The sequence below is a fragment of the Mesorhizobium sp. P160219 genome (assembly GCF_057786095.1).
Genome location: NZ_JBYNWG010000001.1, coordinates 2,237,331 through 2,259,064, shown reverse-complemented (window position 1 = coordinate 2,259,064; position 21,734 = coordinate 2,237,331). Strand labels below are relative to the sequence as shown.

Below are 21,734 nucleotides of genomic sequence, written 5' to 3'. Positions count from 1 at the left end.
GCACACCCTCCCAGGGTGCGGCATTTCAAGACACTGGCATCGATTGATCTGGAGTGACCAATGACTGATTTTTACAATCTTGTCCCATCCGCACCCGAAGGCCGCTTCGACGGCATCGAACGAGCCTATTCGCCGGACGATGTGAAGCGGCTGCGCGGGTCGGTCCAGATACGCCAGAGTCTTGCCGAAATGGGCGCCAACCGGCTGTGGAAGCTCATCCACGAGGAAGACTTCGTCAATGCACTCGGCGCCATGTCGGGCAACCAGGCGATGCAGCAGGTGCGTGCCGGGCTGAAGGCAATCTATCTCTCGGGCTGGCAGGTAGCCGCCGACGCCAACACCGCGTCGGCCATGTATCCGGACCAGTCGCTCTATCCCGCCAATGCGGCGCCCGAACTGGTCAAGCGCATCAACCGCACGCTGCAGCGCGCCGATCAGATCGAGACCTCGGAAGGCAACGGCCTGTCGGTCGACACCTGGTTCGCGCCGATCGTCGCCGATGCCGAGGCCGGCTTCGGCGGACCGCTCAACGCCTTCGAGATCATGAAGGCGTTCATCGAGGCCGGCGCTGCCGGCGTCCACTATGAGGACCAGCTGGCCTCTGAGAAGAAGTGCGGCCATCTCGGCGGCAAAGTGCTGATCCCGACCGCCGCGCATATCCGCAACCTCAACGCGGCGCGTCTGGCGGCCGACGTGATGGGCACGCCGACGCTAGTCGTGGCACGCACCGATGCGGAAGCGGCAAAGCTTCTGACCTCCGACATTGACGAGCGCGACCAGCCTTTCGTCGACTACGATGCCGGCCGCACGGTTGAAGGCTTCTACCAGGTCAGGAACGGCATCGAACCGTGCATAGCGCGCGCCATTGCCTATGCGCCGCATGCCGACCTGATCTGGTGCGAAACATCCAAGCCCGATCTGGCGCAGGCCAAGAAATTCGCCGAAGGCGTGCGCAGGCATCATCCGGGCAAGCTGCTCGCCTATAATTGCTCGCCGTCGTTCAACTGGAAGAAGAACCTCGACGACGCGACGATCGCCAAGTTCCAGCGCGAGCTCGGCGCCATGGGCTACAAGTTCCAGTTCATCACGTTGGCCGGGTTCCACCAGCTCAACTTCGGCATGTTCGAGCTGGCCCGCGGCTACAAGGCGCGGCAGATGGCCGCCTATTCCGAGCTGCAGGAAGCCGAGTTCGCGGCCGAAGTCCACGGCTACACCGCGACCAAGCACCAGCGCGAGGTCGGCACCGGCTATTTCGACGCCGTCTCAATGGCGATCAGCGGCGGCCAGTCCTCGACCGCCGCCATGCATGAATTGACTGAGCACGCCCAGTTCAAGCCGGCAGCGGAATGAACCGATCGACATAACCAACAGAGGAAACGCCCGAAGGGCAAGGGAGAAGAAAATGGCATCCATAAGCCGCGTCAAGGAACGTGCAGAAGAGCAGTCCACCACGATGAGTGTCGACCAACAGGCGACCATCCGCATGCTGGCCAACGACCTGCACCGGCTCAATCAATCGGTGATGAAGGCAGTGGAGGCCGGCGTCTCGGTGGAACTGGTGCGCTCGGCCCGGCATCATGGCGGCGACGGCAATTGGGGCGACCTGCTGATCCCGGTGATCGTCACGCAGAAGAGTCACGGCTGATCTTCCCTAACGGAAGCTTTGTGCTTGTGGAACCTATGGACCCCGCCGCTCACTGGCCGATTTCAACGTCACCCGCGGGTTTTCAGCGCGGGTGACTTTTGCTTTTGAGCGTAAACTTAACTACAGTTCGAAAACAGACCTTGTCTCCGGGGTTTAATATTTCCGGCTATATTTCGCAGGTCCGTCATTTCAGCTTGACATGGCGGGCGATCTCACGCCAATTGGCTCTCGGATTTCAACCCTGCATTGAAGCAGCGCCGAGTGCCCGCCCCGCCCATGTGCCCTGTGAACCGCGAGACCGACACCGCCAAACATCTGAATTCGTCAAGCAGGGACGCGAACTCCGAGATATCAACGGATTTCTCCCACGTGCTGGTCGTTGGAAAATCGCCGATCAACCGGGTGGTGGTGTCGAAGATCGTCGAGAAGTCCGGACTGAAGCCGATCTCCGAGTTGCCCGAAATGGCGGCCAAGACATTGCGAACCCTCATTCCGGGCGCCGTCGTTCTCGATGGCGGCCCCGACAACGAGGACTGCCGCGCGCTGATGGCGGCCATCGACGCCTTGCGGCGGACATCTGGGCGGTCGCTCCCCAAGGTGATCCTGCTTTCAACCAAGACCGGCACGCCCGACAGCCTGGGCCTGTCGAGCGTGGTCGATGTGGTGGTAACCAAGCCGATCACCACCGAAAGGCTGCAGCCGGTGGTCGACCGGCTGATCAGTCTCGGGCGCGGCTGATCGCAATCCGCCCGAACGCGTGCGGGGCGGTCAGCCTTCCTTGCCGATGCTCTCGATCAAAGCCGGCAGTTCGCCAAGATCGACAATCTGGCGGAAGCGCGGTGCTGCCACCGGCGGTTCGACATGTTCGAGCACCCAGGTCAGTTCGTGCGGGACGTACACACCCCAGCTCCCGGCCTCGATGGCCGGCACCACGTCCGACTTGAGCGAATTGCCGACCATCATGCTGTCCTGCGGGCTGCCGTGGCGGCCAAAGATCCTGGCATAGGTGGCGGCGCTCTTGTCGCTGACGATCTCGACGGCATCGAACAGGTCGCCAAGGCCGGACGCCGCCAGCTTGCGCTCCTGGTCGAACAGATCGCCCTTGGTGATCAGCACCAGATGGTAGGCGCCGGCGAGCTTTTCGACTGTCTCGCGCGCATGCGGCAGCGCCTCGACAGGATGGCCGAGCATGTCGCGGCCGGCGGCAAGGATTTCGGCGATCGTCGAGGCCGGCACGCGGCCCTCGGTCACTTCGATGGCCGTCTCGATCATCGACAAGGTAAAGCCCTTGATGCCGAAGCCGTAGACGGCAAGGTTGCGCTTCTCGGCCTCGAGCAGCCGTGCCGAGATGTGCTCGGCCTCGCCATGGTCGGCGAGCAGGGTTGCAAAATGCTTCTCGGTCAGGCGGAAGAACTGTTCGTTCTGCCATAGGGTATCGTCGGCGTCGAAGCCGATAGTGGTCAATTTGCCTGGCATACGGTGTCTTCTGCTACTCGATCTGCGGGAGTTTGACCCTAATCTGCGTGGCGCGATTTTCAACCGGGAAGGTGAAGACAGGCAGCTCCCCTTCCCTTCCATCACCGGCAGCAGCTATACTGTGAAAATTGCAACCCAAACTGGTGAATGATGCCGCCTGCGAAAAAGGAAGTCCGTCCGTCGACCCGCGGAGGACGCGTCCGAACGCCTGCCTTCGTGAAAAATCAACGCGGCGTGAAGAACTGGAAGGAAGTCAGCGCTTGGCTGGAATGGCGCGGCATCGAAGACATAGAATGCATCACGCCTGATCAGGCTGGCGTCGCGCGCGGCAAGATGATGCCGTCGAAGAAATTCACTTCCAACACCTCGCTGGCGCTGCCATCGGCAGTGTTCATGACGACGATTTCGGGCGGCTATCCCGAGGATGGCAACGGTTTCCACTATCCGGAGGATGATGGCGACCTAAAGCTGATGCCGGATCTGTCGACGTTGACCGTCGTGCCGTGGGAAGAAGACCCGACGGCCGCCGTCATCTGCGACCTCGTCCATCAGGATGGCCGTTCGGTCGAGTTCACGCCGCGCAACGTCCTGAAGCGCGTGGTAGCAGCCTATGACAAGCGCGGGCTGAAGCCGGTGGTGGCGCCCGAGATCGAATTCTATCTGGTGCGCAAGAACCCCGACCCGGATTATCCGCTGACCCCACCCGTCGGGCGTTCCGGACGGGCAATCGGCGGCGGCGCCGGCTATTCGATCGCCGGCGTCAACGAGTTCGACGAACTGATCGACGACATCTACCATTTCTCCGAAAGCCAGGGCCTGGAGATCGACACGCTGATCCACGAGGAAGGCGCCGGCCAGCTCGAGATCAATCTGCGTCACGGCGATCCGGTCGAGCTCGCCGACCAGGTGTTCATGTTCAAACGCACCATCCGCGAGGCAGCGCTGAAGCATGAGATCTATGCCACCTTCATGGCCAAGCCGATCCAGGGCCAGCCAGGTTCTGCCATGCACATCCACCAGTCGATCATCGACAAGAAGACCGGGCTGAATATCTTTTCGGCGAAGGACGGCTCGGAAACCGACGACTTCTTCCATTTCATCGGCGGCATGCAGAAGCATGTGCCGAACGCGCTGGTGATGTTTGCCCCTTACGTCAATTCCTACCGCCGGCTGACGCAGTCGGCCTCGGCGCCGGTCAACAACAAATGGGGCTATGACAACCGCACCACGGCGTTCCGCGTGCCGCGCTCGGATCCGGCGGCGCGGCGTGTCGAAAACCGCATCCCGTCTTCCGACGCCAACCCCTATCTGGCGCTGGCGGCCTCACTTGCCTGCGGGCTGATCGGCATCACCAACAAGATCAAGGCCGAGCCTCCGGTGCTGACCACCGCAAACGCCGATGAGATCGACCTGCCACGCGGCCTGCTCGAAGCCGTCGATCTTTTCGAAGGCGACGAGGAACTATGCGCTCTTCTGGGCAAGTCCTTCGCCGCAACCTATGCAGCGATCAAGCGGGCGGAGTTCGAGACCTTCATGGAAGTGATCAGCCCGTGGGAGCGGGAGTATCTGTTGCTCAACGTGTGAGCGGCGACTTCGTCGTGTGAATGGTGAATAGTGAATGGTGAGTAGTTTCATATTGGATGGATGAGCGCAGACGTCGTGCGTCTCGCAGCCATTCACCATTCACCATTCACCATTGGCTGGTGTCCCCATGCCTTACCAATCACCTATCTCCCCCGGTCGCTCCTGGTACGAAGACACAGCCGGACCACGCCCTGAGTACCCTGCCCTGGACGGCGACCGCAGCTGCGACGTCGTCGTCGTCGGCGGTGGCTTCACCGGGCTGTCGGCGGCCGCTCATTTGGCGAAGGCGGGAGCCCACGTCGTTCTGATCGAGGCGCATCGCTTCGGCGACGGCGCTTCAGGGCGCAATGGCGGCCAGCTCGGCACGGGCCAGCGCGCCTGGGCCGAAGAGATGGAGGCCGAATACGGCTTCTCCCGCGCCAAGGCGCTGTTCGACCTTGCCGAGGAGGCGAAAGCGCACCTGCTCGAATTCGCCGCCGTCAACCAGATCGACATCGACTATATGCCCGGCCAGTTGTCCGTGGCGCACAAGCCGCGTTATCTCGACGACTACAAGGCGCATGCCGAGATCATGGCGGGCCGCTTCAATTATCCGCACATCGCCTTCATGGATGCCAGGGAAACGGCCGAACGGCTGGGCTCCACACGCTACTTCGGCGGCACCCGCGACACCGGCACCGGACACATCCACCCGATGAAGCTGGTGATCGGCACGGCAAAGGTGGCGGCAGCGGCCGGCGCGCACCTGTTCGAGCAGACACTATCGACCGGTGTTACCTCCAGCGGCGGCAAGGTCAGGGTGACGACTTCGAGAGGAACCATCACCGCCCAGAAATGCCTGATCGGTGTAAATGCCTATGGCGGCACGCTCGAGCCGGTGAGTGCCGCGCACATCATGCCCATCGGTTCCTTCATCGGCGCGACGGTGCCGCTGGGCGTCGATTCGAAAGTGCTGCCGGACGGCGAGGCGGTCGACGATTCGCGTTTCGTCGTGCGTTATTTCCGCAAATCCACGGATGGAAGGCTGCTGTTCGGCGGGCGCGAGGTCTATGGCGTCAACGATCCGAAGGACATCCATGTCCATATCCGCCGGCAGATAGCCGAGCTTTATCCGGAACTGAGCGATGTCGAGATCACCCATGGCTGGGGCGGCTATGTCGGCATCACCATGCCCAGGAAACCGTTCGTGCGCGAGGTGATGCCCAATGTGATCTCGGCCGGAGGCTATTCCGGCCACGGCGTGATGCTGTCGAACTTCTTCGGCAAGCTCTATGCCCAGACCGTCGCCGGCAACCGCGACAGACTGAAGCTGATCGAGGACCTGAACATCCCGGCTTTTCCCGGCGGCCGGCGATTTAGAACGCCATTATTGTTCTTGGCACTGAACTGGTTTGCCCTGAGGGACCGAATATAGAGAAAGTATCTCATATCGGCCGTGGCTGGTACTGAGCTGATTCTATTGAGCTGTTGGTTGCCGCAGCGAGACGTTGCAGAATCCTTAACAAGAGCGCACAATTCCCCTGAGGGCGCACTGATGCCACAATCAAGGGCAAAGGATGCCGGTTCTGGGCGATTGAACGGGGATTTCTGCGGGCCTGCCCGCTTTGTTGTTGGGACCGATGCCGATCGAATGCCGGGCTGCCGGCGCCGATCGAAAGAACACCGGCTCATCTTTTGGAGGTGGCAAGAGTGAACGAGCCCTTCAGTTTCGGCGCGCCGGAACGTCGGCGCTTCGCCATGCAATTCGGCTATGACATGCGGCCCTCCTTCTGGCAGGGGGTGCGCACGAATTCGCATCTGGTGATCGCCGCGGTCGGCACCGCAGCGCTGCTTGGCGTGGCGGGCATAGCGCTTTGGCTGGCGTTGCCGGCCAGCGACCGGCAAGCGATCGCCAGCACACAGCAGAACGTTCCGACTTTTCCGGTCAAGACGACCAAGATTGCCCCGGTCGCGGCCACGGCTGCCGCGGTAGCGGCGCCACAAGCCGCGCGCAAGGGCGATGCGGTTTCATCGACGGTCGCTGCCGGTGGGGCTGCCATGCCGCCGCTGTCGGCGAACGATCCGCGCTGGACTGCGGCGCAATCCAACAGCGACCCTGCCGCGACGCCATCCGATCAGGCGCCTGCCGAGCAGGCTGCCGCCAAACCGTCTGATGCCGCGGCATTCGAAGAACCGGCGGCGCAGAGCGACGCCACGACGCAGCTGTCAAAGGTCGCTGCTCCCGCCAATGACGACGACGCCGAGACCGCCGCCATACCGACGCCAAAACCGCAACTTCCAAACGAGCAATCTTCCGCCGCAACGGACGATACCCAGGCCAAGGCCAAGCCACAGAAGGTGGCTGCTGCCGCCGGCACCGGACGCATCCTCAGGGCGGTGACAATGCGCAGCGGTCCGCAGAAAAACGCCGCCGCCATGGGGACCGTGCCCGCCAAGTCGTCGGTGCAGGTGATGAGTTGCAAGAAATGGTGCCAGATCGTCTACAACGGCAAGCGCGGCTGGATCTACAAGAGCTACATCAAGACCGGGGATTGAGACGCAAGCCGCCAAATTCTGGTCAGCCGCCGAGCAGCCATCTGAAACGGTGTCTTCTGCGAGCAAGTTTGCGCTTCGCCAGGAAATCCCTCTGTTCCTCGAACGGCACCTCGTAGAGGCCGCACATTTGGCAGCTTTCCGACTTGCGGCATATCGGGACCCAGCATTTGACGTCGTGTGTCCAGGCGAGCGCGATCCTTTCCAGATGAAGGTTGGACGAACTTTTCAGCAGAATCAGTTCTCCTGGGACTGCCGTCCGTTTGATATGATCCGAAACTTCCTTGGCAGTGCGAAGCTCAATGAAACGGCCGCTGTCGCGGTCGGCCTGGCTGGCGCGCGAGCGATGCGCATTGTCGCCGGTATAAATGACCTCATCGGCGATTTCGCGCGCGATGTTGTAGGCGGCGCCGTATTTCCTCGACGAGCCGGCGTAGTCGGATATCTGCCCCAGCACAATGCGCTTGCGAGCACCCTTGGCCTTTGCAATCATCTCCAGAGCAATGTTGAGCGAATGCCAGGGCGCTTTGGCCGTATCGACCAGGAATTTCGGACCCGCGGATACCTCTTGCACCGTAGAGCGGTTGGGCAGTGGTGCAAACGATGCCGTTCTCGCTACGACTTGCTCTGGCGGGACGCCAAGTTCCAAGGCGGCGGCAACAGCCGCTGCAGTCGGCAGCCAGAATTGCTCGCCGGGAAAAGGCGCTTGAATATTCAGGCTGCCATCGCGCCAATGAAGGGTGAACCGCAGCAATTCCGGATACGCGGCATGCACGTCACTCACGCGGTAGTCTGCCTCGCCGGACTGGCCGAAGGTCGCAATCCGGCATTTCGCGCCAGACGCCATGCCGATCACCAGTGGGTCATCGCAATTGAGAACCGCAAGTCCATCAGGTTGGAGTGCCCCGACCAGCGCCCGCTTCTCTCCCGCCACAGCTTCCAGAGTCTTGAACTTGCCGAAATGCTCCAGACGGATCATCGTAACCACCGCCACACTCGGCTTCAGCATCTGCGCCATGGCGCTGATCGTGCCGAAGTCGGAAGCGCCGGCTTCGAAAACGACGTAATCGACTTTGCCGGCCTTCCTCAGGCGCTTGTAAAGCGTTCGGATGAGCGCAGGCATTGTATTGGCCTGGGCCTGTAGATGCACCTTGCCTTGGGCGGCCAGTATGTGTGCAAGCAGGCTGGTGGATGTGGATTTGCCGGAGCTGCCGGTAATGCCGATGAACGTCGCCTTGTTACGCGCCCGCACCCAGCGCGCCTGCAGCCGTCGCAGCGCCCAGCCCAAGTCCTTGCGAATTTTCAGCAATTCCAGTTTCACACCCCGCCAGCTTTTAGCCCAGCCTAATATGCGTCGTGCCAAGTTCCAGAGTCAAACGGGCGCTGGCGTGCTTCAGCCAAAGATTCTAGCGGCCGAGGAGCCGCAGCAGTCTGTGCTTGCGGCGCTTCGATTTTCTCTGCGCCACAAACTCACGGTGCTGCTCAAACGGCACTTCATAGAGGCCGCACTGCTCGCATCCCTCGGTTTTGCCGCATACCGAAACCCAGCACTTGACGTCGTGGGTCCAGGCAAGTGCGACACGCTCGAGGTGCAGATTGGACGAGCTCTTGAGCAGGATCAACTCGTCAGGCTGCGCGGTTTGGGCGATGTAGTCCGACACTTCCCTGGCCGTGCGCAATTCGATGAAGCGGCCGCTGTCGCGATCTGCCTGGTTCGCCTTGGAGCGATGGGCATGATCGCCGGCATAAATCACCTGGTCTGCAATCTCGCGCGCGCTGCTGTAGGCTTGGGCATATCTGTTATTCGAGCCGGAAAAATCCGATAGCTGGCCAAGAACGATACGTTTTCGCCCGAATGTCGATCCGGCTACCATGTCGAAGGCAAGGCTCAGCGAATGCCAGGGCGCCTTTGCGGCATCCACGATGAAGTGGGGGCCACCCGCGGGGACGAGCACCTGGCCGCGATTTTCCAGAGGCTGGAACGTCGCGATCCTGTGCTTGACCATCTGCGCAGGCACGCCCAGCTCAAGAGCGGTTGCCACCGCCGCTGAAGTCGGCAGCCAGAAATGCTCGCCGGGGAACGACGTCTCGATATCGAGCACACCGCCGCGCCAGTGGAGCGAGAACCGCAACGGCTTGGGATAGGAGGCCTCGATATCGCTGACGCGATAATCCGCCTGCTCCGATGTGCCGAATGTGACGGAACGGCAATCGCTCGCCGAGGCCATGCCCATCACAAGTGGGTCATCGGCATTGAGCATCGCGAAGCCGCCCGGCTCCAGCGCCGCGACCAGGGCGCTTTTTTCTCGTGCGACGTTTTCGACAGTCTTGAAACTGGCGCGATGCTCCAGCCGGACCATTGTGACAACAGCCACGTTGGGGCGAAGCAATTCGGCCATGGGCTTCATTGTATCCGGGCCGAATGCAGCAGCCTCGAAGACGACGTAGTCGGTTTTGCCGCCCTTTCCCATTCGCCTGGATAGCGTCGAGACCAACAGTTTCATCGTGTTGGCCAGAACCTGTGTATGGACCGAACCATGACCGGCCAGGATGTGTCCAAGCAGGCTTCCCGCCGTGGTCTTGCCGGAGCTTCCGGTAATGCCGATGAAAATTGCCTTGCTTCGCGCCCGCGCACGCGTGGCCAGGTAAAGCCGCAGCCGCCATCCCAGATCATAGCGACTTTTCTGCTGCCTGATCTTCATCACCCGCCAACACTATCCACGATCCCGTTATGCCTTTCGGGTGATCGAGAAGTCAAACTGGGGTCCGGCGTGACGACGTGAACTGTTCGTTCCTCGGCCGGCCGGCGCGCCGATGCGAACTTTTGCCGACGTTGCTCTGTCTGCCGTGCATTGCGAACAGCGAGGTACTTCCCGAATTGCTCAAATGCAGCGGCCGCCGTCGACCTCCAGCGCCACACCGGTGATGAAGGCGGCTTCGTCCGACGCAAGCCAAAGCGCAGCGTTGGCGATATCGAGCGGCGTCGACAGACGGCCGAGCGGTATCGAGGCACGGAATTTCTCGCGAATCTCGGGCGTGTCAGTGCCCATGAATTTCTCCAGCATGCCGGTCTCGCCGGCGACCGGGCAAAGGCAGTTAACGCGAATGTTCTTGGGCGCGAGTTCGACCGCCATCGACTTGGTCGCGGTGATCGCCCAGCCCTTCGAGGCATTGTACCAGGTGAGCCCCGGCCGCGGCCGCAGACCGGCGGTCGAAGCCGTGGTCAGGATGACGCCGCCGCCCTGCCGCTCCATGATCGGCACCACGGCAAGTGCGGCGTGGTAGATCGCCTTCATGTTGACTGAAGTGATCAGGTCGAAGGTCGCCTCGTCGACGTCGAGCATGTCGCCATTGCGATGGGTGTAGCCGGCATTGTTGACCATGATATCGATGCGGCCGAAGGCGCTTTTTGCGGCATAGACCATCTCGTCGAATTCGGAACGCTGCGAAACGTCGGTCTGGGTCCAGATCGCGGCCTGGCCGATCTCTGCTGCAACGCGCTCCGCGCCCTTGGCGTTGAGGTCGGCGACGACGACCTTGGCGCCCTCTTCGGCAAAGCGCCTGGCCATGCCTTCGCCGAAACCTGACGCAGCACCCGTGATGACGGCAACCTTGTTTTCCAGACGCATGCTTTTTCCGCTCATTGAAGACCCACCTCGCAAGCGCATTTTTCTTTTTTGTTTGATGCGTGTCTGTCTCCCAGAACCGCTTCGCACTTCTGGGCGACACGCATTAGCTTTCGTCACATTCCCGCTTTATGTTGCAGGCGCGAAAGCCCCGGGACCATCGCTTGACGAAAAGCCTCCGGGTGGCAGCCAGTGTCAAGGCACATTTGGAGCGAATCAATATGCAGTGATTTGGCCTTGATGTGACACCATGGCACTGGATAGTTTAAATCGATTAGATTATATCCTGCCGCGTCACAGCGAGCGGCGTCAAAGCGGACAGACCATGACCAGCCAGATCATTCCCGTCGAGCCTTTCGACTTCATCATTTTCGGTGGCACCGGCGACCTGTCGGAACGCAAGCTGCTGCCCTCGCTCTACCACCGCCAGCGCGACCACCAGTTTTCCGAGCCGACCCGCATCATCGGCACCTCGCGCTCCAAGATGAGCGACGAGGAATTCCAGGCTTTCGCCAAGCAGGCGATTTCCCAGCATGTGAAGCCGGCCGACATCGACGCCGAGGAACTCAAGACATTTCTTGCCCGGCTGTCCTACGTATCGGCCGACGCGACGACGGGTGCCGGCTTCGACAAGCTGAAAAAGGCGATCGGCGAAAGCGACCGCATTCGCGCTTTCTATCTGGCGGTTGCGCCGGCGCTGTTCGGCGACATCTCGCACCAGCTGAAAGCCCACAATCTCATCACGCCGAATTCACGCATCGTGCTGGAGAAGCCGATCGGCCGCGACCTCGATTCGGCGCGCAAGCTCAACGACGTGGTTGGAGACGACTTCCACGAAAGCCAGATCTTCCGCATCGACCACTATCTCGGAAAGGAGACGGTGCAGAACCTGATGGCGCTGCGCTTTGCCAACGCGCTCTATGAGCCGCTTTGGAATTCTGCCCATATCGACCATGTGCAGATCACGGTGGCCGAGACCGTCGGTCTTGAAGACCGCGTCACCTACTACGACAAGGCCGGCGCGCTGCGCGACATGGTGCAGAACCACATGCTGCAGCTGCTCTGCCTGGTTGCCATGGAGGCGCCATCGTCGATGGATGCCGATGCCGTGCGCGACGAGAAGCTGAAGGTGCTGCGGGCGCTGAAGCGCATCAACGGCAATGAGGCACCCAAGCACACCGTGCGCGGGCAGTACCGCGCCGGCGCCTCTGCAGGCGGCGCGGTGAAAGGCTATGTCGAGGAACTCGGCAAAGACAGCTCCACCGAGACCTTCGTCGCCATCAAGGCCGAGATCGGCAATTGGCGCTGGGCCGGCGTGCCGTTCTATCTCCGGACCGGCAAAAGGCTGGCGACCCGCGTTTCGGAAATCGTCATCGAGTTCAAGCCGATCCCGCATTCGATCTTCGGCGACAGCGCCGGGCCGATCTCAGCCAACCAACTGGTGATCCGGCTGCAGCCCGACGAAGGCGTCAAGCAGTTCATCATGATCAAGGATCCAGGCCCGGGCGGCATGCGGCTGCGCCAGATCCCGCTCGACATGAGCTTTGCAACATCTTTCGACGGTCGCGCGCCGGACGCCTATGAACGGCTGATCATGGATGTTATCCGCGGCAACCAGACGCTGTTCATGCGCCGCGACGAAGTCGAGGCGGCATGGAAGTGGATCGACCCGATCCAGAACGCCTGGGAAAGCGCCAGGCAGGAGGCGCAAGGCTATACGGCCGGCACATGGGGTCCCTCGGCCTCGATTGCGCTGATCGAACGCGACGGACGGACATGGCACGAAAGCAATTGAGCGAGCCCGTCTATAACTGGAACGGCTTTGCCGGGCGCCAGGATCTGGCGGCAGCCCTTGCCGGCAATGTCGCGGCGCGCCTGACCAAGGCCATCGACGAGCGCGGCACGGCCCTGCTTGCCGTTTCCGGCGGCACCACGCCGGCAAAGTTCTTTGCAGCACTTTCGGCCATTCCGATCGCCTGGAACAAGGTGACGGTGACGCTGGTCGACGAACGGTTCGTGCCGGCCTCCTCGCCGCGCTCGAATGCGGGGCTGGTGGCGGCCAACCTGCTGCAGAACAAGGCGGCTGCCGCGCACTTCGTGCCGCTCTACCATGAGGCGGCAAGCATCGAGACCGCCGCGGCGGCCGACGATGCGGCGCTGAAGGCTCTGCCCTGGCCCCTCGATGTCGTCGTGCTCGGCATGGGCGGCGACGGCCACACCGCCTCGTTCTTTCCCGACGCCGAGAATCTCGGCGATTTGCTCGACCCAGCCTCATCAAGGATCGTGCTGCCGGTTCACGCGGCAAGCGCCGGCGAACCCCGGTTGACGCTGCCGCTGGCGCGGATCGTCGACGCCGGCTTCATCGCGCTGCATATAGAAGGCGAGGACAAGCGCACCGCCTTCGACGATGCGATGGGACCGGGCGCGAAAAAGCCCATCCGCAAAGTGCTCGAAGCGGCACCCACCCCGGTAGAGGTGTTCTGGGCACCCTGATTTCACGCAAAGTAGTCCCGGCAGACGGTGGAGGACGTTCTTCCGGGGCTCGAAAGGACCGACCATGACAGCCAGACGCGACATCGAAGCCATCACGGAACGCATCCGCCAACGCTCGAAAGCCGGCCGCGAGCGCTATCTCGGCCGCATCGCCGAGGCCTCCAGCCGCACCGCCAACCGCGGCGTCCTGTCTTGCGGCAACCTCGCGCATGGCTTTGCCGTCTGCAGCCCGTCTGAAAAGCTGGCGCTCGGCGCCGACAAGGTGCCGAACCTCGGCGTCATCACCTCCTACAATGACATGCTGTCGGCGCATCAGCCCTTCGAAACCTTCCCGGCGCTGATCAAGGAAGCCGCGAAGGAAGTTGGCGGCATCGCGCAAGTGGCCGGCGGCGTGCCCGCCATGTGCGACGGCGTGACCCAGGGACAGCCCGGCATGGAGCTGTCGCTGTTTTCGCGCGACGTCATCGCCATGTCGGCGGCGATCGGCCTGTCGCACAACATGTTCGACGCCGCCGTCTATCTCGGCGTCTGCGACAAGATCGTGCCGGGGCTGGTGATCGCGGCTCTCACCTTCGGCCATCTGCCGGCGGTGTTCGTGCCGGCCGGGCCGATGACGACGGGCCTGCCCAACGACGAGAAGGCCAAGGTTCGCCAGCTCTATGCCGAGGGCAAGGCCGGACGCGCAGAACTGCTCGAAGCGGAGTCCAAATCCTATCACGGGCCGGGCACCTGCACGTTCTATGGCACCGCCAATTCCAACCAGATGCTGATGGAGATCATGGGCCTGCATACGCCCGGCGCGTCCTTCGTCAATCCAGGCACGCCGCTGCGCGACGCGCTGACGCGCGAGGCGACCAGGCGAGCCCTGGCGATCACCGCGCTCGGCAACGCCTACACGCCGGTCGGCCGCATGATCGACGAGCGCTCTTTCGTCAATGGCGTCGTCGGCCTGCACGCCACCGGCGGCTCTACCAACCACACCATCCATCTCATCGCCATGGCCGCGGCGGCCGGCATCACGCTTACCTGGCAGGACATTTCCGACCTGTCGGAAGCGGTGCCGCTTCTCGCGCGCGTCTATCCGAACGGGCTTGCCGACGTGAACCATTTCCATGCCGCCGGCGGGCTCGGCTTCCTGATCCGCGAATTGCTCGACGAAGGCATCCTGCATGAGGATGTGCAGACGGTATGGGGCGAAGGCCTGAGGCCCTATGCGGTCGAGGCCCGGCTCGGCGAAGATGGCGGCGTCGTGCGTGAAGCCTCGCCGCTGCAGAGCGGTGACGAGAAGGTGCTGGCGCCGTTCAAGAAGGCCTTCCAGCCGACCGGCGGCCTGAAAGTGCTCGCCGGCAATCTCGGCCACGCCGTCATCAAGACGTCCGCCGTGAAGCCGGAACGCCGCGTCATCGAGGCGCCGGCCAAGGTGTTCGACAGCCAGCAGGGACTGAACGAAGCCTTCAAGGCCGGCACGCTGACCGGCGACTTCATCGCCGTCATCCGCTTCCAGGGCCCAAAGGCAAACGGCATGCCGGAACTGCACAAGCTGACCACCGTGCTCGGCATCCTGCAGGATCGTGGCCAGCGCGTCGCGCTGGTCACGGACGGGCGCATGTCTGGCGCTTCCGGCAAGGTGCCGGCGGCGATCCATGTAACGCCGGAAGCGGTCGAGGAAGGGCCGATCGCCAGGATCCATGACGGCGACATCATCCGGCTCGACGCCGATGCCGGCACGCTGGAAGTGCTGGTGCCGGGGCCCGAGCTCGCGCTGCGCCGCACGGCCGACATTGATCTCATCGGCAACGAGTTCGGTTTCGGCCGCGAGCTGTTCGCCGGTTTCCGCCAGCTGGTCGGCCGCGCCGACCACGGCGCCAGTGCTTTCGGCACGGCCTGAGGCATCATTGCCTATTTTGTAAAAAGGGCGGCTCGAGCTCGGTTTGAGGCCGCCCTTTGGTGAGGGATGGATGGCGATTACGGCTGAACCGTAATCTCGCTCCGTTCGCCGGCCTTGACCGTCACCGGCATTTCCTTGTCATGGCCTTGATCGGGCATGTGGCGGAGGACGACATAGTCGCCGGCCGGGATAGTCTGCTGCCAGGTGTCGCCATAGTTCAGGCCGAGCGCCTTGCGGTTGCCCTGGATATCCTTCTTCGACGACAGCACCTCGATCGAATAGGCGCCCGGCGCCGACATCACCAGCACGCCGGCATCGAGCGTCACCTTGACGTCCTTGACGTCGCCAACCTTGACGCTGAAAGGCTGCTCGACGGTTGCGAGCTCAAGCGAGGTGACCGCGACATAATCGTCCGGCGGCAGCCAGAATTTGCTGTCGGGCCCATAGGAGTGGGCGACATCGTCACGCGAGCCGTCGATCTTTTTCTTGGCCTTGACGATCTGGACGCTGATTCCCGAGGAGTCGGCCTTGTCGCCACCTGCAGTGTAGTAGGCGTTGACGGCGGCATGGCCGACGCCGACGACTATGTCTTTTTCCACAGTCTGCCCGGCGGCGAGCTGGATGTTCTCGGTCACCGAGCCGCTGCCGATCGCAACCGTCACCTTCTGCTCACCAGCCGGCACGATGATCCTGGTGTCGCCATAGTGGGTGGTGCTGCCGCCCGGGAAGGCGAAGTCGACATCGGCTTCGTCACTGATCTCGGCGCCCTGGCTTGGCTTCGGATGGATGAGCATGGTGCCGGCGTTCAAGGTGAAGAGCGGCTTGTAGACCTGGCCCGCCTCGATCTTGACCTTCTGTTCCGCCCGAGCTTCGTCGGCGCGCGCGACGACGACATAGTCGCCCGGCTCGAGATTGGCCTCGTAGTTGTTGTACTGGGTGGTGACGGCCTCGCCGTGCGTGCCATCGGCCTTGGCCTTGTAGACCTCCCAGGCATTGCCGTCGGTGATCGGATCGCCGCCTTCGGCCATGACCACGCTCGGGATGAAATTGAATTCGGGCTTTGCCGGTTCAGGGGCTGGAGCTGGGGCTGGCGCCGGTGCGGGTTCAGGTGCCGGAGCCGGCGCGGCGACGGTTTCGACCAGTGCTTCCTGCAGCGCCTTCTCGTCCGAGGCCTGGATATATTTGCCGCCGGTGTTGTCGGCAAGGCAGGCGATCTGCTTGCCCTCGTCAGCGGTCAGGCCGAAGCCGACGACGTCGACTGTGAAATCGACGCCTGAGGCCTCCAGTTCCTTGCCCAGCGCGCACGGGTCACCTTCGCAGGTTTCAAGCCCATCGGTGATGAGGACCACGGTCGCCTTGTCCTCGGTGTATTTCAGAGCTTCGGCCGCCTGCTTGACGGCTGCGGTCAGCGGCGTCTTGCCGAGGAATTTCAGGCTGTCGGCAGCGGCCGAAATGGCGCTAGCCGAGCCGGCTTGCGGCGGCACGATCAGTTCGATGTCGTCGCAGCTGCCCTTTTCGCGGTGGCCATAGGCCATGAAGCCGATCTCGTCGTCGCCCGGGACCGACTGCAGCACGGTCCTCAGCGATTCGCGCGCGATCTCGAGCTTCGGCTTGCCGTCGATCTGGGCCCACATCGAGCCCGAAGCGTCAAGAATGATGATGACCTTGTTGGCGGCAAAGCCGAGCGAAGTCATCGACAAAAGGAGCAGCGCCGCAGCGACGCTCCGCAAAAGTCCCGCCATGGAAATCTCCTTGAGACCGCCCTCTGATCCGCGCCGGAAGCTATTTGACGGCGCGTCCGGGCACAAGCCCCGGAGCGGGTTACGAACGGTTGCCGTGTAACAGGATCGGCGCCGGCCGAGGCCTGTTCCGAGGCCGGCTCAGCACCGCGTCAGTACGTGGTGCGCCGCTCTTCGGAAGGCGGACGGCCGAACTGCAGCCGATAGCTCTGCGCGAAATAGGAGTGCGAGGTAAAGCCGGTGGCAATGGCCACGTCGAGGATCGGCATGTTGGTCTGGCGCAGCAGTTCGCGCGCCCGCTCAAGCCTGAGCCGCATGTAGTAACGACCGGGCGTGACGCTCAAATGGCGCAGGAACAAGCGCTCGACCTGGCGCACCGACAGGCCCGCCGATTTGGCAAGCTGCACGGCTGATAGCGGCTCGTCGAGATGGTCGGCCATCAGTTCGACGATGCGCCTTAGCTTCTCCGACTTGCCGGTCAGGTCGCGCTCCGGCCCGACGCGCTGGCGGTCGCCGGCGGAGCGGATGCGCTCATGCTGGAACTGGTTGGCAACGCCGTTGGCGAGGTTCGAGCCGAAGTCGCCACGCACGATCTCCAGCATCAGGTCGATCGAGGTGGTGCCGCCGGCGCATGTGTAGCGCTTGCGGTCGATCTCGAAGACGTTGCCGGTGCAATTGATGTCGGGAAAGCGCTCGACGAAGCCGGCGCGGTTTTCCCAATGGATGGTGCAGCGATAACCTTCGAGCTGACCGGCTTCGGCCAGGAGGTAAGAGCCCACCGACAGCGCGCCGAGCGCATTGCCGCGCCGGCCCCAGCTGCGCAGCGCCGCCAGCACCTTGCTCTTGCCGGGGAACTCGACCGACAGGCCCACCGACACGAACAGGATATCGACCGGCGGCAAATCGGCGACGGCATAGTCGATCTTGAGCGGCAGGCCGTTGGAGGCCATGACGGGATCGCCGTCGGCCGAGACCGTCGTCCAGCCATAGAAATCGCGGCCGAGCAGGCGGTTGGCCGAGCGGAAGGTATCGATCGCCGCTGCCAACGAAAACATCGAAAACTTGTCGACCAGCAGGAACGCGAATTGCCGGCCCCCTTGAACGGGATCATCCACGACCGGCCGTTCAGAGGGAATAGTAAGGTTCGGCAAAGAAGCTGCTTTCTGGGTCAGAAGGAAGGCCGCTTCAAGCCGGCCGCAAGGTAGGCTGAGGCTAACGTATTGGCCATCAGCATGGCAATGGTCATCGGTCCGACACCGCCGGGCACGGGGGTGATGGCGCCGGCGGCCTTGGCCGCTTCGGCATAGGCTACATCGCCGACGAGGCGGGTTTTGCCTTCGCCTTTCTCGGGTGCGGCAATGCGGTTAATCCCGACATCGATCACGGTGGCGCCGGGTTTGACCCAGTCGCCCTTGATCATTTCGGGCCGGCCGACGGCGGCAACCAGAATGTCGGCTGTGCGGGCCAGCGCCGGCAGATCCTTGGTGCGGCTGTGGGCAATGGTGACGGTGCAGTTGGCGGCAAGCAACAGATTTGCCATCGGCTTGCCGACGATGTTGGAGCGGCCGACGACGACCGCGTTGAGGCCGGAAAGATCCTTGCCGCGCACGCGTTCGATCAAAAGCATGGAGCCAGCCGGCGTGCAGGGCACGAAGGCTGTTTCGAGTTCGCCGGTGCCGAGCTTGCCGACATTGATGAAATGAAAGCCGTCGACATCCTTTTGTGGCGCGATGGCCTGGATGATCTTGCCGGCATCGATATGGGCGGGAAGCGGCAGCTGCACCAGAATGCCGTTGATGGCCGGATCGGCGTTGAGTTCGCCGATGATCTTCAGCAGTGCCGCTTCGGACGTGTCGGCCGGCAGTGTGTGCTGCAGCGAATGAAAGCCGCATTCCTTGGCGGTGCGCGACTTCGACGCGACATAGACCTGGCTTGCCGGATCCTCGCCGACGATGACCACCGCCAAGCCGGGCTGGGCCTTTCCCTTGGCGACCAGGTCCTCGGTCAAGGCCTTGACCTTCTGAACCACGTCTGCGGCGACGATCTTTCCGTCAATCACTTCGGCCATGAACCATCCTCGACATCATTCCAGCCAAGGCGCGGCGCGCGCCTTGAACGTTGCTTCGTGCATGTCGTTGTTCCAAACGTTCCGCCCATTCGGGTAAAGCCCGACGGCAGCGTTTTTTGGGCGCCATGCTGCGCGGCATTGTCACGAAATTTGGCCTAAGCAATCCCGTCAAAGCGCCGTCACATGCCGTAAACTCGAAACCGGCAGCTTTTATTCTGTGCTGACGGGCTCAGAGCGACTCATCCTTTCACGGAAAGGCTGAACCGCTCTATTTCTTGTTTTGACGCAATTCCCAAGGGAAAGCGCGCTACGCGCTTTTCCCGGGAAAACCGTTTCACACTTTTCCTGGAATTGCTCAGAAATAGCGGCGGTGCGAACGGCTTTCGGTGAGTTCGCGCACCGCTTCGCGAAATTCGCGCAGGCTGGCGCGGATATCGTCGATTTGCGCCTGCTGGTCTTCCGGCGCCGCCCCAGCGGGCTGCGGAGAAGACCACGGCCCGGACGCCGCGGGCATCGGCTGAGCCTGCGAATAGGCATAGTCAGCCGGCTGACGAGGCTGCGCGTAGCCAGGCTGCTGCGCAGGGGAATTGGCGTGCGGAACCTCGTTCCGGAAGTCCGGCTGGCGATAGCCCACAGGCTCCTGCACCGGCCTTGTATATTCGGCGGCTGGTTGGGCGCGGTAGGTCTCGACGGGTTCGCCTGACGTCCCGCTACCCGGCGCGGCTTTGCGCATCGCCGAGAACAGTCCGTCGAACAGACCTGGGCTCCGGGCGGGAGCGGCCGCGGTCGGCAACACCGGAGGTGCTGCCGGTGGCGGCGCCACAGGCAGCGGCGCGCGATAGACCTTGTCCTCGACCGGAGGGGGGCGCTCGTCCATTCTGCCGCGCGAACGCGAATTGGCAGCGCCGCGCAGGCTGGCAAAGGCGCCGCGCATGGCGCCGACACCGATGCCCGAAGCAAGCCCGAGCAGCAGGCCGGCCATCGCTATTACAGCCCGCGACGGTCCGTTGGGTTCGAGCGGCGGTTGCGCGGGGGTCATCAGATTGATGTTGGTGGTGTTGATGTTTTGCTGTTCGCCGGTCTCCTTGGCGCGCAGAAGGTACTGTTCGTAGACGGAGCGTTTGGCCGTGGCGTCACGCTCCAGTTCGCGCAGGCTGACCAGATCGCTGTTGACGTCGCCGCTCTGGACCTTTGCCTGAGCCAGGCGGGAAGCGAGATCCTGCTCAAGCTGAACCGAGCGCTTCAAATCGACCTGCAGCGACGAGGCGATGCGGCGCAGTTCGCCTGCGATGCGCTCGCGCGAGCCGTCGAGCTGGGCGTTGAGCGCCTGGTATTCGGGATGACGCGGTCCCAGACGCACGGCGGCGCGGTCGGCCTCCTGCTTCAAAACTGCATATTGCGCGCGCAGTTCGCTCATCGTGTTGGAATTGATTTCTTCCGGCAAGGTGCCGTTGATGACCGAATTGACGTCCAGCGAACGCGCCGACGCGGCCCGGGCATTGAGTTCCAGCGTACGGGCCCGGGTGACTGAGAGCTGCTCGTTGAGCTTCAGCATCTGGTCGTCGCTGATCAGATGGCCCTGCGCGTCGACGAGATCATGCGTGGCCCTGAAATCCTCGACCTTGCGCTCCGCTGTCTCGACATTCTTGCGCAGGTCATCGAGCTTGGCCGTCAGCTGGTCCGTCGCGCGCCCGGCCATCCCGAACTGGTATTGGGCCGCCTCCTGCTGGAAAACGTCCCTGGTCGTATTGGCTATCTTCGCCGATTTGTCGGCGCTTTGAGTGGTGGCGCTGATGGAAACGACAAAGCTCTTGCCGCTGCGCTCAACCGACAGGCTCTTGGCCAGATTGCCGACCGCCAGCGCCTGGCGGCGCACTTCACCGCCGCCGCCAGGGCCATCCTGGCGCGACAGTATCGAGCGAATGAGCGACAGGACGCCAAGGCCGCCAGAGCCCTGTCCGTTGAATTCCGGATCGTCGACGAGATTGAGATCGGCCACGACCTTGTCGAGGACCTTGCCGGATGTCACCATCTTGATGCGGGTTTCGACAACAGCCAGCGCCGCATCGGGCTGCCCGACCGGTTGGGTGAGATCGTTGTCGGAAAGCTTCAGGTCGCCTGGCTCGATGACCATCTGTGTGGTGGCTTCGTATTTCTTCGGTGTCGAAACGGCGACGGCGACGCCGAGCACCGTGCCCAATATCGTAGTCGAGACGATCAGCAACTTGGAACGACTAATGCCGCGGACGACCTGGAGCGGATCGATCAGCGGCTTCCATTCCTGCCCGTCATCGTCGTCGCGGTCCGGTCGCTGCTCGTGGAAAGAGCGGAGCTCATAGGCGGCGTGCTGCTGACGCCGGCCGGAAACAGGCTCCTCACGCGCGCTGGCGGCCGAAACGGGTTCGCCGTCGGCCTGGAACTGCGGCGGCTCGGGCGGTGACGTTGGCGCCGGATTCGACCGCGCCTCGCGTTGCGAGCGGGCTATGCGGTGACGCGTGGCGGCGTCCTCGCGCCATGACGGATCCACCCGGTCACCGATCGAGACCGCCGACGCATCCGCCGCCTCATCGCCGCGCACGGCTTTGCCGAGCGCCAGGAGGGAGCGCTCGCGCCTCCAGTCTTCACGGTTTTCCCTGTCGACCATTGTCTCGAAACTTTACCTTCGACGGCGCAGGAGCGGCGG

18 protein-coding genes are annotated in these 21,734 nt (G+C 62.8%); 10 read left to right on the top strand and 8 right to left on the bottom strand.

All coding sequences use genetic code 11. From position 1 onward, the window contains the following. The first annotated feature begins 60 nt into the window (after positions 1-60). From aceA to AC3EMP_RS10895, 3 genes are all read left to right on the top strand, one after another. Positions 61-1,350, top strand: coding sequence for an isocitrate lyase (gene aceA, locus AC3EMP_RS10905; RefSeq protein WP_488494616.1), 1,290 nt, complete (start codon positions 61-63; stop codon positions 1,348-1,350). A gap of 52 nt (positions 1,351-1,402) precedes the next feature. Next, positions 1,403-1,645, top strand: coding sequence for an SMc00767 family acetate metabolism repressor (locus tag AC3EMP_RS10900; RefSeq protein ID WP_023669318.1), 243 nt, complete (start codon positions 1,403-1,405; stop codon positions 1,643-1,645). Positions 1,646-1,921: 276 nt separating this feature from the next. Continuing rightward, the gene (locus AC3EMP_RS10895; RefSeq protein ID WP_488473750.1) at positions 1,922-2,383 is read left to right on the top strand and encodes a response regulator; all 462 of its coding nucleotides are present in this window, start codon (positions 1,922-1,924) and stop codon (positions 2,381-2,383) included. Between the two features lie 30 nt (positions 2,384-2,413). Here the strand turns inward: AC3EMP_RS10895 and AC3EMP_RS10890 are convergent, their stop codons facing one another. Beyond that, complete coding sequence (locus AC3EMP_RS10890; protein ID WP_352498572.1) at positions 2,414-3,121, bottom strand: HAD family hydrolase; 708 nt, start codon at positions 3,119-3,121, stop codon at positions 2,414-2,416. A 147-nt stretch (positions 3,122-3,268) separates the two neighbouring features. Between AC3EMP_RS10890 and AC3EMP_RS10885 the strand changes: the two genes are divergently transcribed. From AC3EMP_RS10885 to AC3EMP_RS10875, 3 genes are all read left to right on the top strand, one after another. Then, positions 3,269-4,705, top strand: coding sequence for a glutamine synthetase family protein (locus tag AC3EMP_RS10885; protein ID WP_023669313.1), 1,437 nt, complete (start codon positions 3,269-3,271; stop codon positions 4,703-4,705). A 127-nt stretch (positions 4,706-4,832) separates the two neighbouring features. Then, positions 4,833-6,119 carry an NAD(P)/FAD-dependent oxidoreductase gene (locus tag AC3EMP_RS10880; protein WP_352712776.1) on the top strand — a complete coding sequence of 429 codons (1,287 nt, stop codon included), beginning with the start codon at positions 4,833-4,835 and terminating at the stop codon, positions 6,117-6,119. Between the two features lie 275 nt (positions 6,120-6,394). Then, complete coding sequence (locus tag AC3EMP_RS10875; RefSeq protein WP_023697306.1) at positions 6,395-7,240, top strand: SH3 domain-containing protein; 846 nt, start codon at positions 6,395-6,397, stop codon at positions 7,238-7,240. A gap of 22 nt (positions 7,241-7,262) precedes the next feature. Here the strand turns inward: AC3EMP_RS10875 and AC3EMP_RS10870 are convergent, their stop codons facing one another. Next, positions 7,263-8,558, bottom strand: coding sequence for a Mur ligase family protein (locus AC3EMP_RS10870; RefSeq protein WP_023701813.1), 1,296 nt, complete (start codon positions 8,556-8,558; stop codon positions 7,263-7,265). An 85-nt stretch (positions 8,559-8,643) separates the two neighbouring features. Next, the gene (locus tag AC3EMP_RS10865) at positions 8,644-9,786 is read right to left on the bottom strand and encodes a Mur ligase family protein (RefSeq protein ID WP_488494728.1); all 1,143 of its coding nucleotides are present in this window, start codon (positions 9,784-9,786) and stop codon (positions 8,644-8,646) included. On the opposite strand from AC3EMP_RS10865, the gene AC3EMP_RS10860 reads away from it, so the two are divergent. Further along, the gene (locus AC3EMP_RS10860; protein WP_352638757.1) at positions 9,775-10,020 is read left to right on the top strand and encodes a hypothetical protein; all 246 of its coding nucleotides are present in this window, start codon (positions 9,775-9,777) and stop codon (positions 10,018-10,020) included. The two genes, AC3EMP_RS10865 and AC3EMP_RS10860, sit on opposite strands and share 12 nt — an antisense overlap. Before the next feature lie 99 nt (positions 10,021-10,119). On the opposite strand, the gene AC3EMP_RS10855 is transcribed toward AC3EMP_RS10860, so the two are convergent. Then, positions 10,120-10,866 carry an SDR family oxidoreductase gene (locus AC3EMP_RS10855; RefSeq protein ID WP_027049416.1) on the bottom strand — a complete coding sequence of 249 codons (747 nt, stop codon included), beginning with the start codon at positions 10,864-10,866 and terminating at the stop codon, positions 10,120-10,122. Positions 10,867-11,188: 322 nt separating this feature from the next. Here AC3EMP_RS10855 and zwf point away from each other — a divergent pair, with 322 nt between their 5' ends. From zwf to edd, 3 genes are all read left to right on the top strand, one after another. Next, positions 11,189-12,658, top strand: coding sequence for a glucose-6-phosphate dehydrogenase (gene zwf, locus AC3EMP_RS10850; RefSeq protein ID WP_023669307.1), 1,470 nt, complete (start codon positions 11,189-11,191; stop codon positions 12,656-12,658). After that, positions 12,640-13,356 carry a 6-phosphogluconolactonase gene (pgl, locus tag AC3EMP_RS10845; protein ID WP_023701816.1) on the top strand — a complete coding sequence of 239 codons (717 nt, stop codon included), beginning with the start codon at positions 12,640-12,642 and terminating at the stop codon, positions 13,354-13,356. Before zwf ends, pgl begins: the two co-directional genes overlap by 19 nt. Before the next feature lie 64 nt (positions 13,357-13,420). Beyond that, complete coding sequence (gene edd / locus AC3EMP_RS10840) at positions 13,421-15,244, top strand: phosphogluconate dehydratase (protein ID WP_023747208.1); 1,824 nt, start codon at positions 13,421-13,423, stop codon at positions 15,242-15,244. Positions 15,245-15,321: 77 nt separating this feature from the next. Here the strand turns inward: edd and AC3EMP_RS10835 are convergent, their stop codons facing one another. The 4 genes from AC3EMP_RS10835 to AC3EMP_RS10820 form a co-directional block, all read right to left on the bottom strand. Then, positions 15,322-16,986 (bottom strand): vWA domain-containing protein, encoded by a 1,665-nt coding sequence (locus AC3EMP_RS10835; RefSeq protein ID WP_023697312.1) that lies wholly within the window; start codon positions 16,984-16,986, stop codon positions 15,322-15,324. A 149-nt stretch (positions 16,987-17,135) separates the two neighbouring features. Then, positions 17,136-18,134, bottom strand: a complete 999-nt coding sequence (locus AC3EMP_RS10830; RefSeq protein WP_032888631.1) for a GlxA family transcriptional regulator — start codon at positions 18,132-18,134, stop codon at positions 17,136-17,138. Positions 18,135-18,151: 17 nt separating this feature from the next. After that, complete coding sequence (gene folD, locus AC3EMP_RS10825; RefSeq protein WP_023669302.1) at positions 18,152-19,051, bottom strand: bifunctional methylenetetrahydrofolate dehydrogenase/methenyltetrahydrofolate cyclohydrolase FolD; 900 nt, start codon at positions 19,049-19,051, stop codon at positions 18,152-18,154. 355 nt (positions 19,052-19,406) lie between these two features. Next, positions 19,407-21,695, bottom strand: a complete 2,289-nt coding sequence (locus tag AC3EMP_RS10820) for a GumC family protein (protein ID WP_023692390.1) — start codon at positions 21,693-21,695, stop codon at positions 19,407-19,409. Between the last annotated feature and the right edge of the window lie 39 nt (positions 21,696-21,734).

Coding starts and splice junctions, on each gene's coding strand:
- aceA (WP_488494616.1), top strand. CDS start 61: ATGACTGATTTTTACAATCTTGTCCCATCCGCACCCGAAGGCCGCTTC.
- AC3EMP_RS10900 (WP_023669318.1), top strand. CDS start 1,403: ATGGCATCCATAAGCCGCGTCAAGGAACGTGCAGAAGAGCAGTCCACC.
- AC3EMP_RS10895 (WP_488473750.1), top strand. CDS start 1,922: ATGTGCCCTGTGAACCGCGAGACCGACACCGCCAAACATCTGAATTCG.
- AC3EMP_RS10890 (WP_352498572.1), bottom strand. CDS start 3,121: ATGCCAGGCAAATTGACCACTATCGGCTTCGACGCCGACGATACCCTA.
- AC3EMP_RS10885 (WP_023669313.1), top strand. CDS start 3,269: ATGATGCCGCCTGCGAAAAAGGAAGTCCGTCCGTCGACCCGCGGAGGA.
- AC3EMP_RS10880 (WP_352712776.1), top strand. CDS start 4,833: ATGCCTTACCAATCACCTATCTCCCCCGGTCGCTCCTGGTACGAAGAC.
- AC3EMP_RS10860 (WP_352638757.1), top strand. CDS start 9,775: ATGACCGGCCAGGATGTGTCCAAGCAGGCTTCCCGCCGTGGTCTTGCC.
- AC3EMP_RS10855 (WP_027049416.1), bottom strand. CDS start 10,866: ATGCGTCTGGAAAACAAGGTTGCCGTCATCACGGGTGCTGCGTCAGGT.
- zwf (WP_023669307.1), top strand. CDS start 11,189: ATGACCAGCCAGATCATTCCCGTCGAGCCTTTCGACTTCATCATTTTC.
- pgl (WP_023701816.1), top strand. CDS start 12,640: ATGGCACGAAAGCAATTGAGCGAGCCCGTCTATAACTGGAACGGCTTT.
- edd (WP_023747208.1), top strand. CDS start 13,421: ATGACAGCCAGACGCGACATCGAAGCCATCACGGAACGCATCCGCCAA.
- AC3EMP_RS10835 (WP_023697312.1), bottom strand. CDS start 16,986: ATGGCGGGACTTTTGCGGAGCGTCGCTGCGGCGCTGCTCCTTTTGTCG.
- folD (WP_023669302.1), bottom strand. CDS start 19,051: ATGGCCGAAGTGATTGACGGAAAGATCGTCGCCGCAGACGTGGTTCAG.
- AC3EMP_RS10820 (WP_023692390.1), bottom strand. CDS start 21,695: ATGGTCGACAGGGAAAACCGTGAAGACTGGAGGCGCGAGCGCTCCCTC.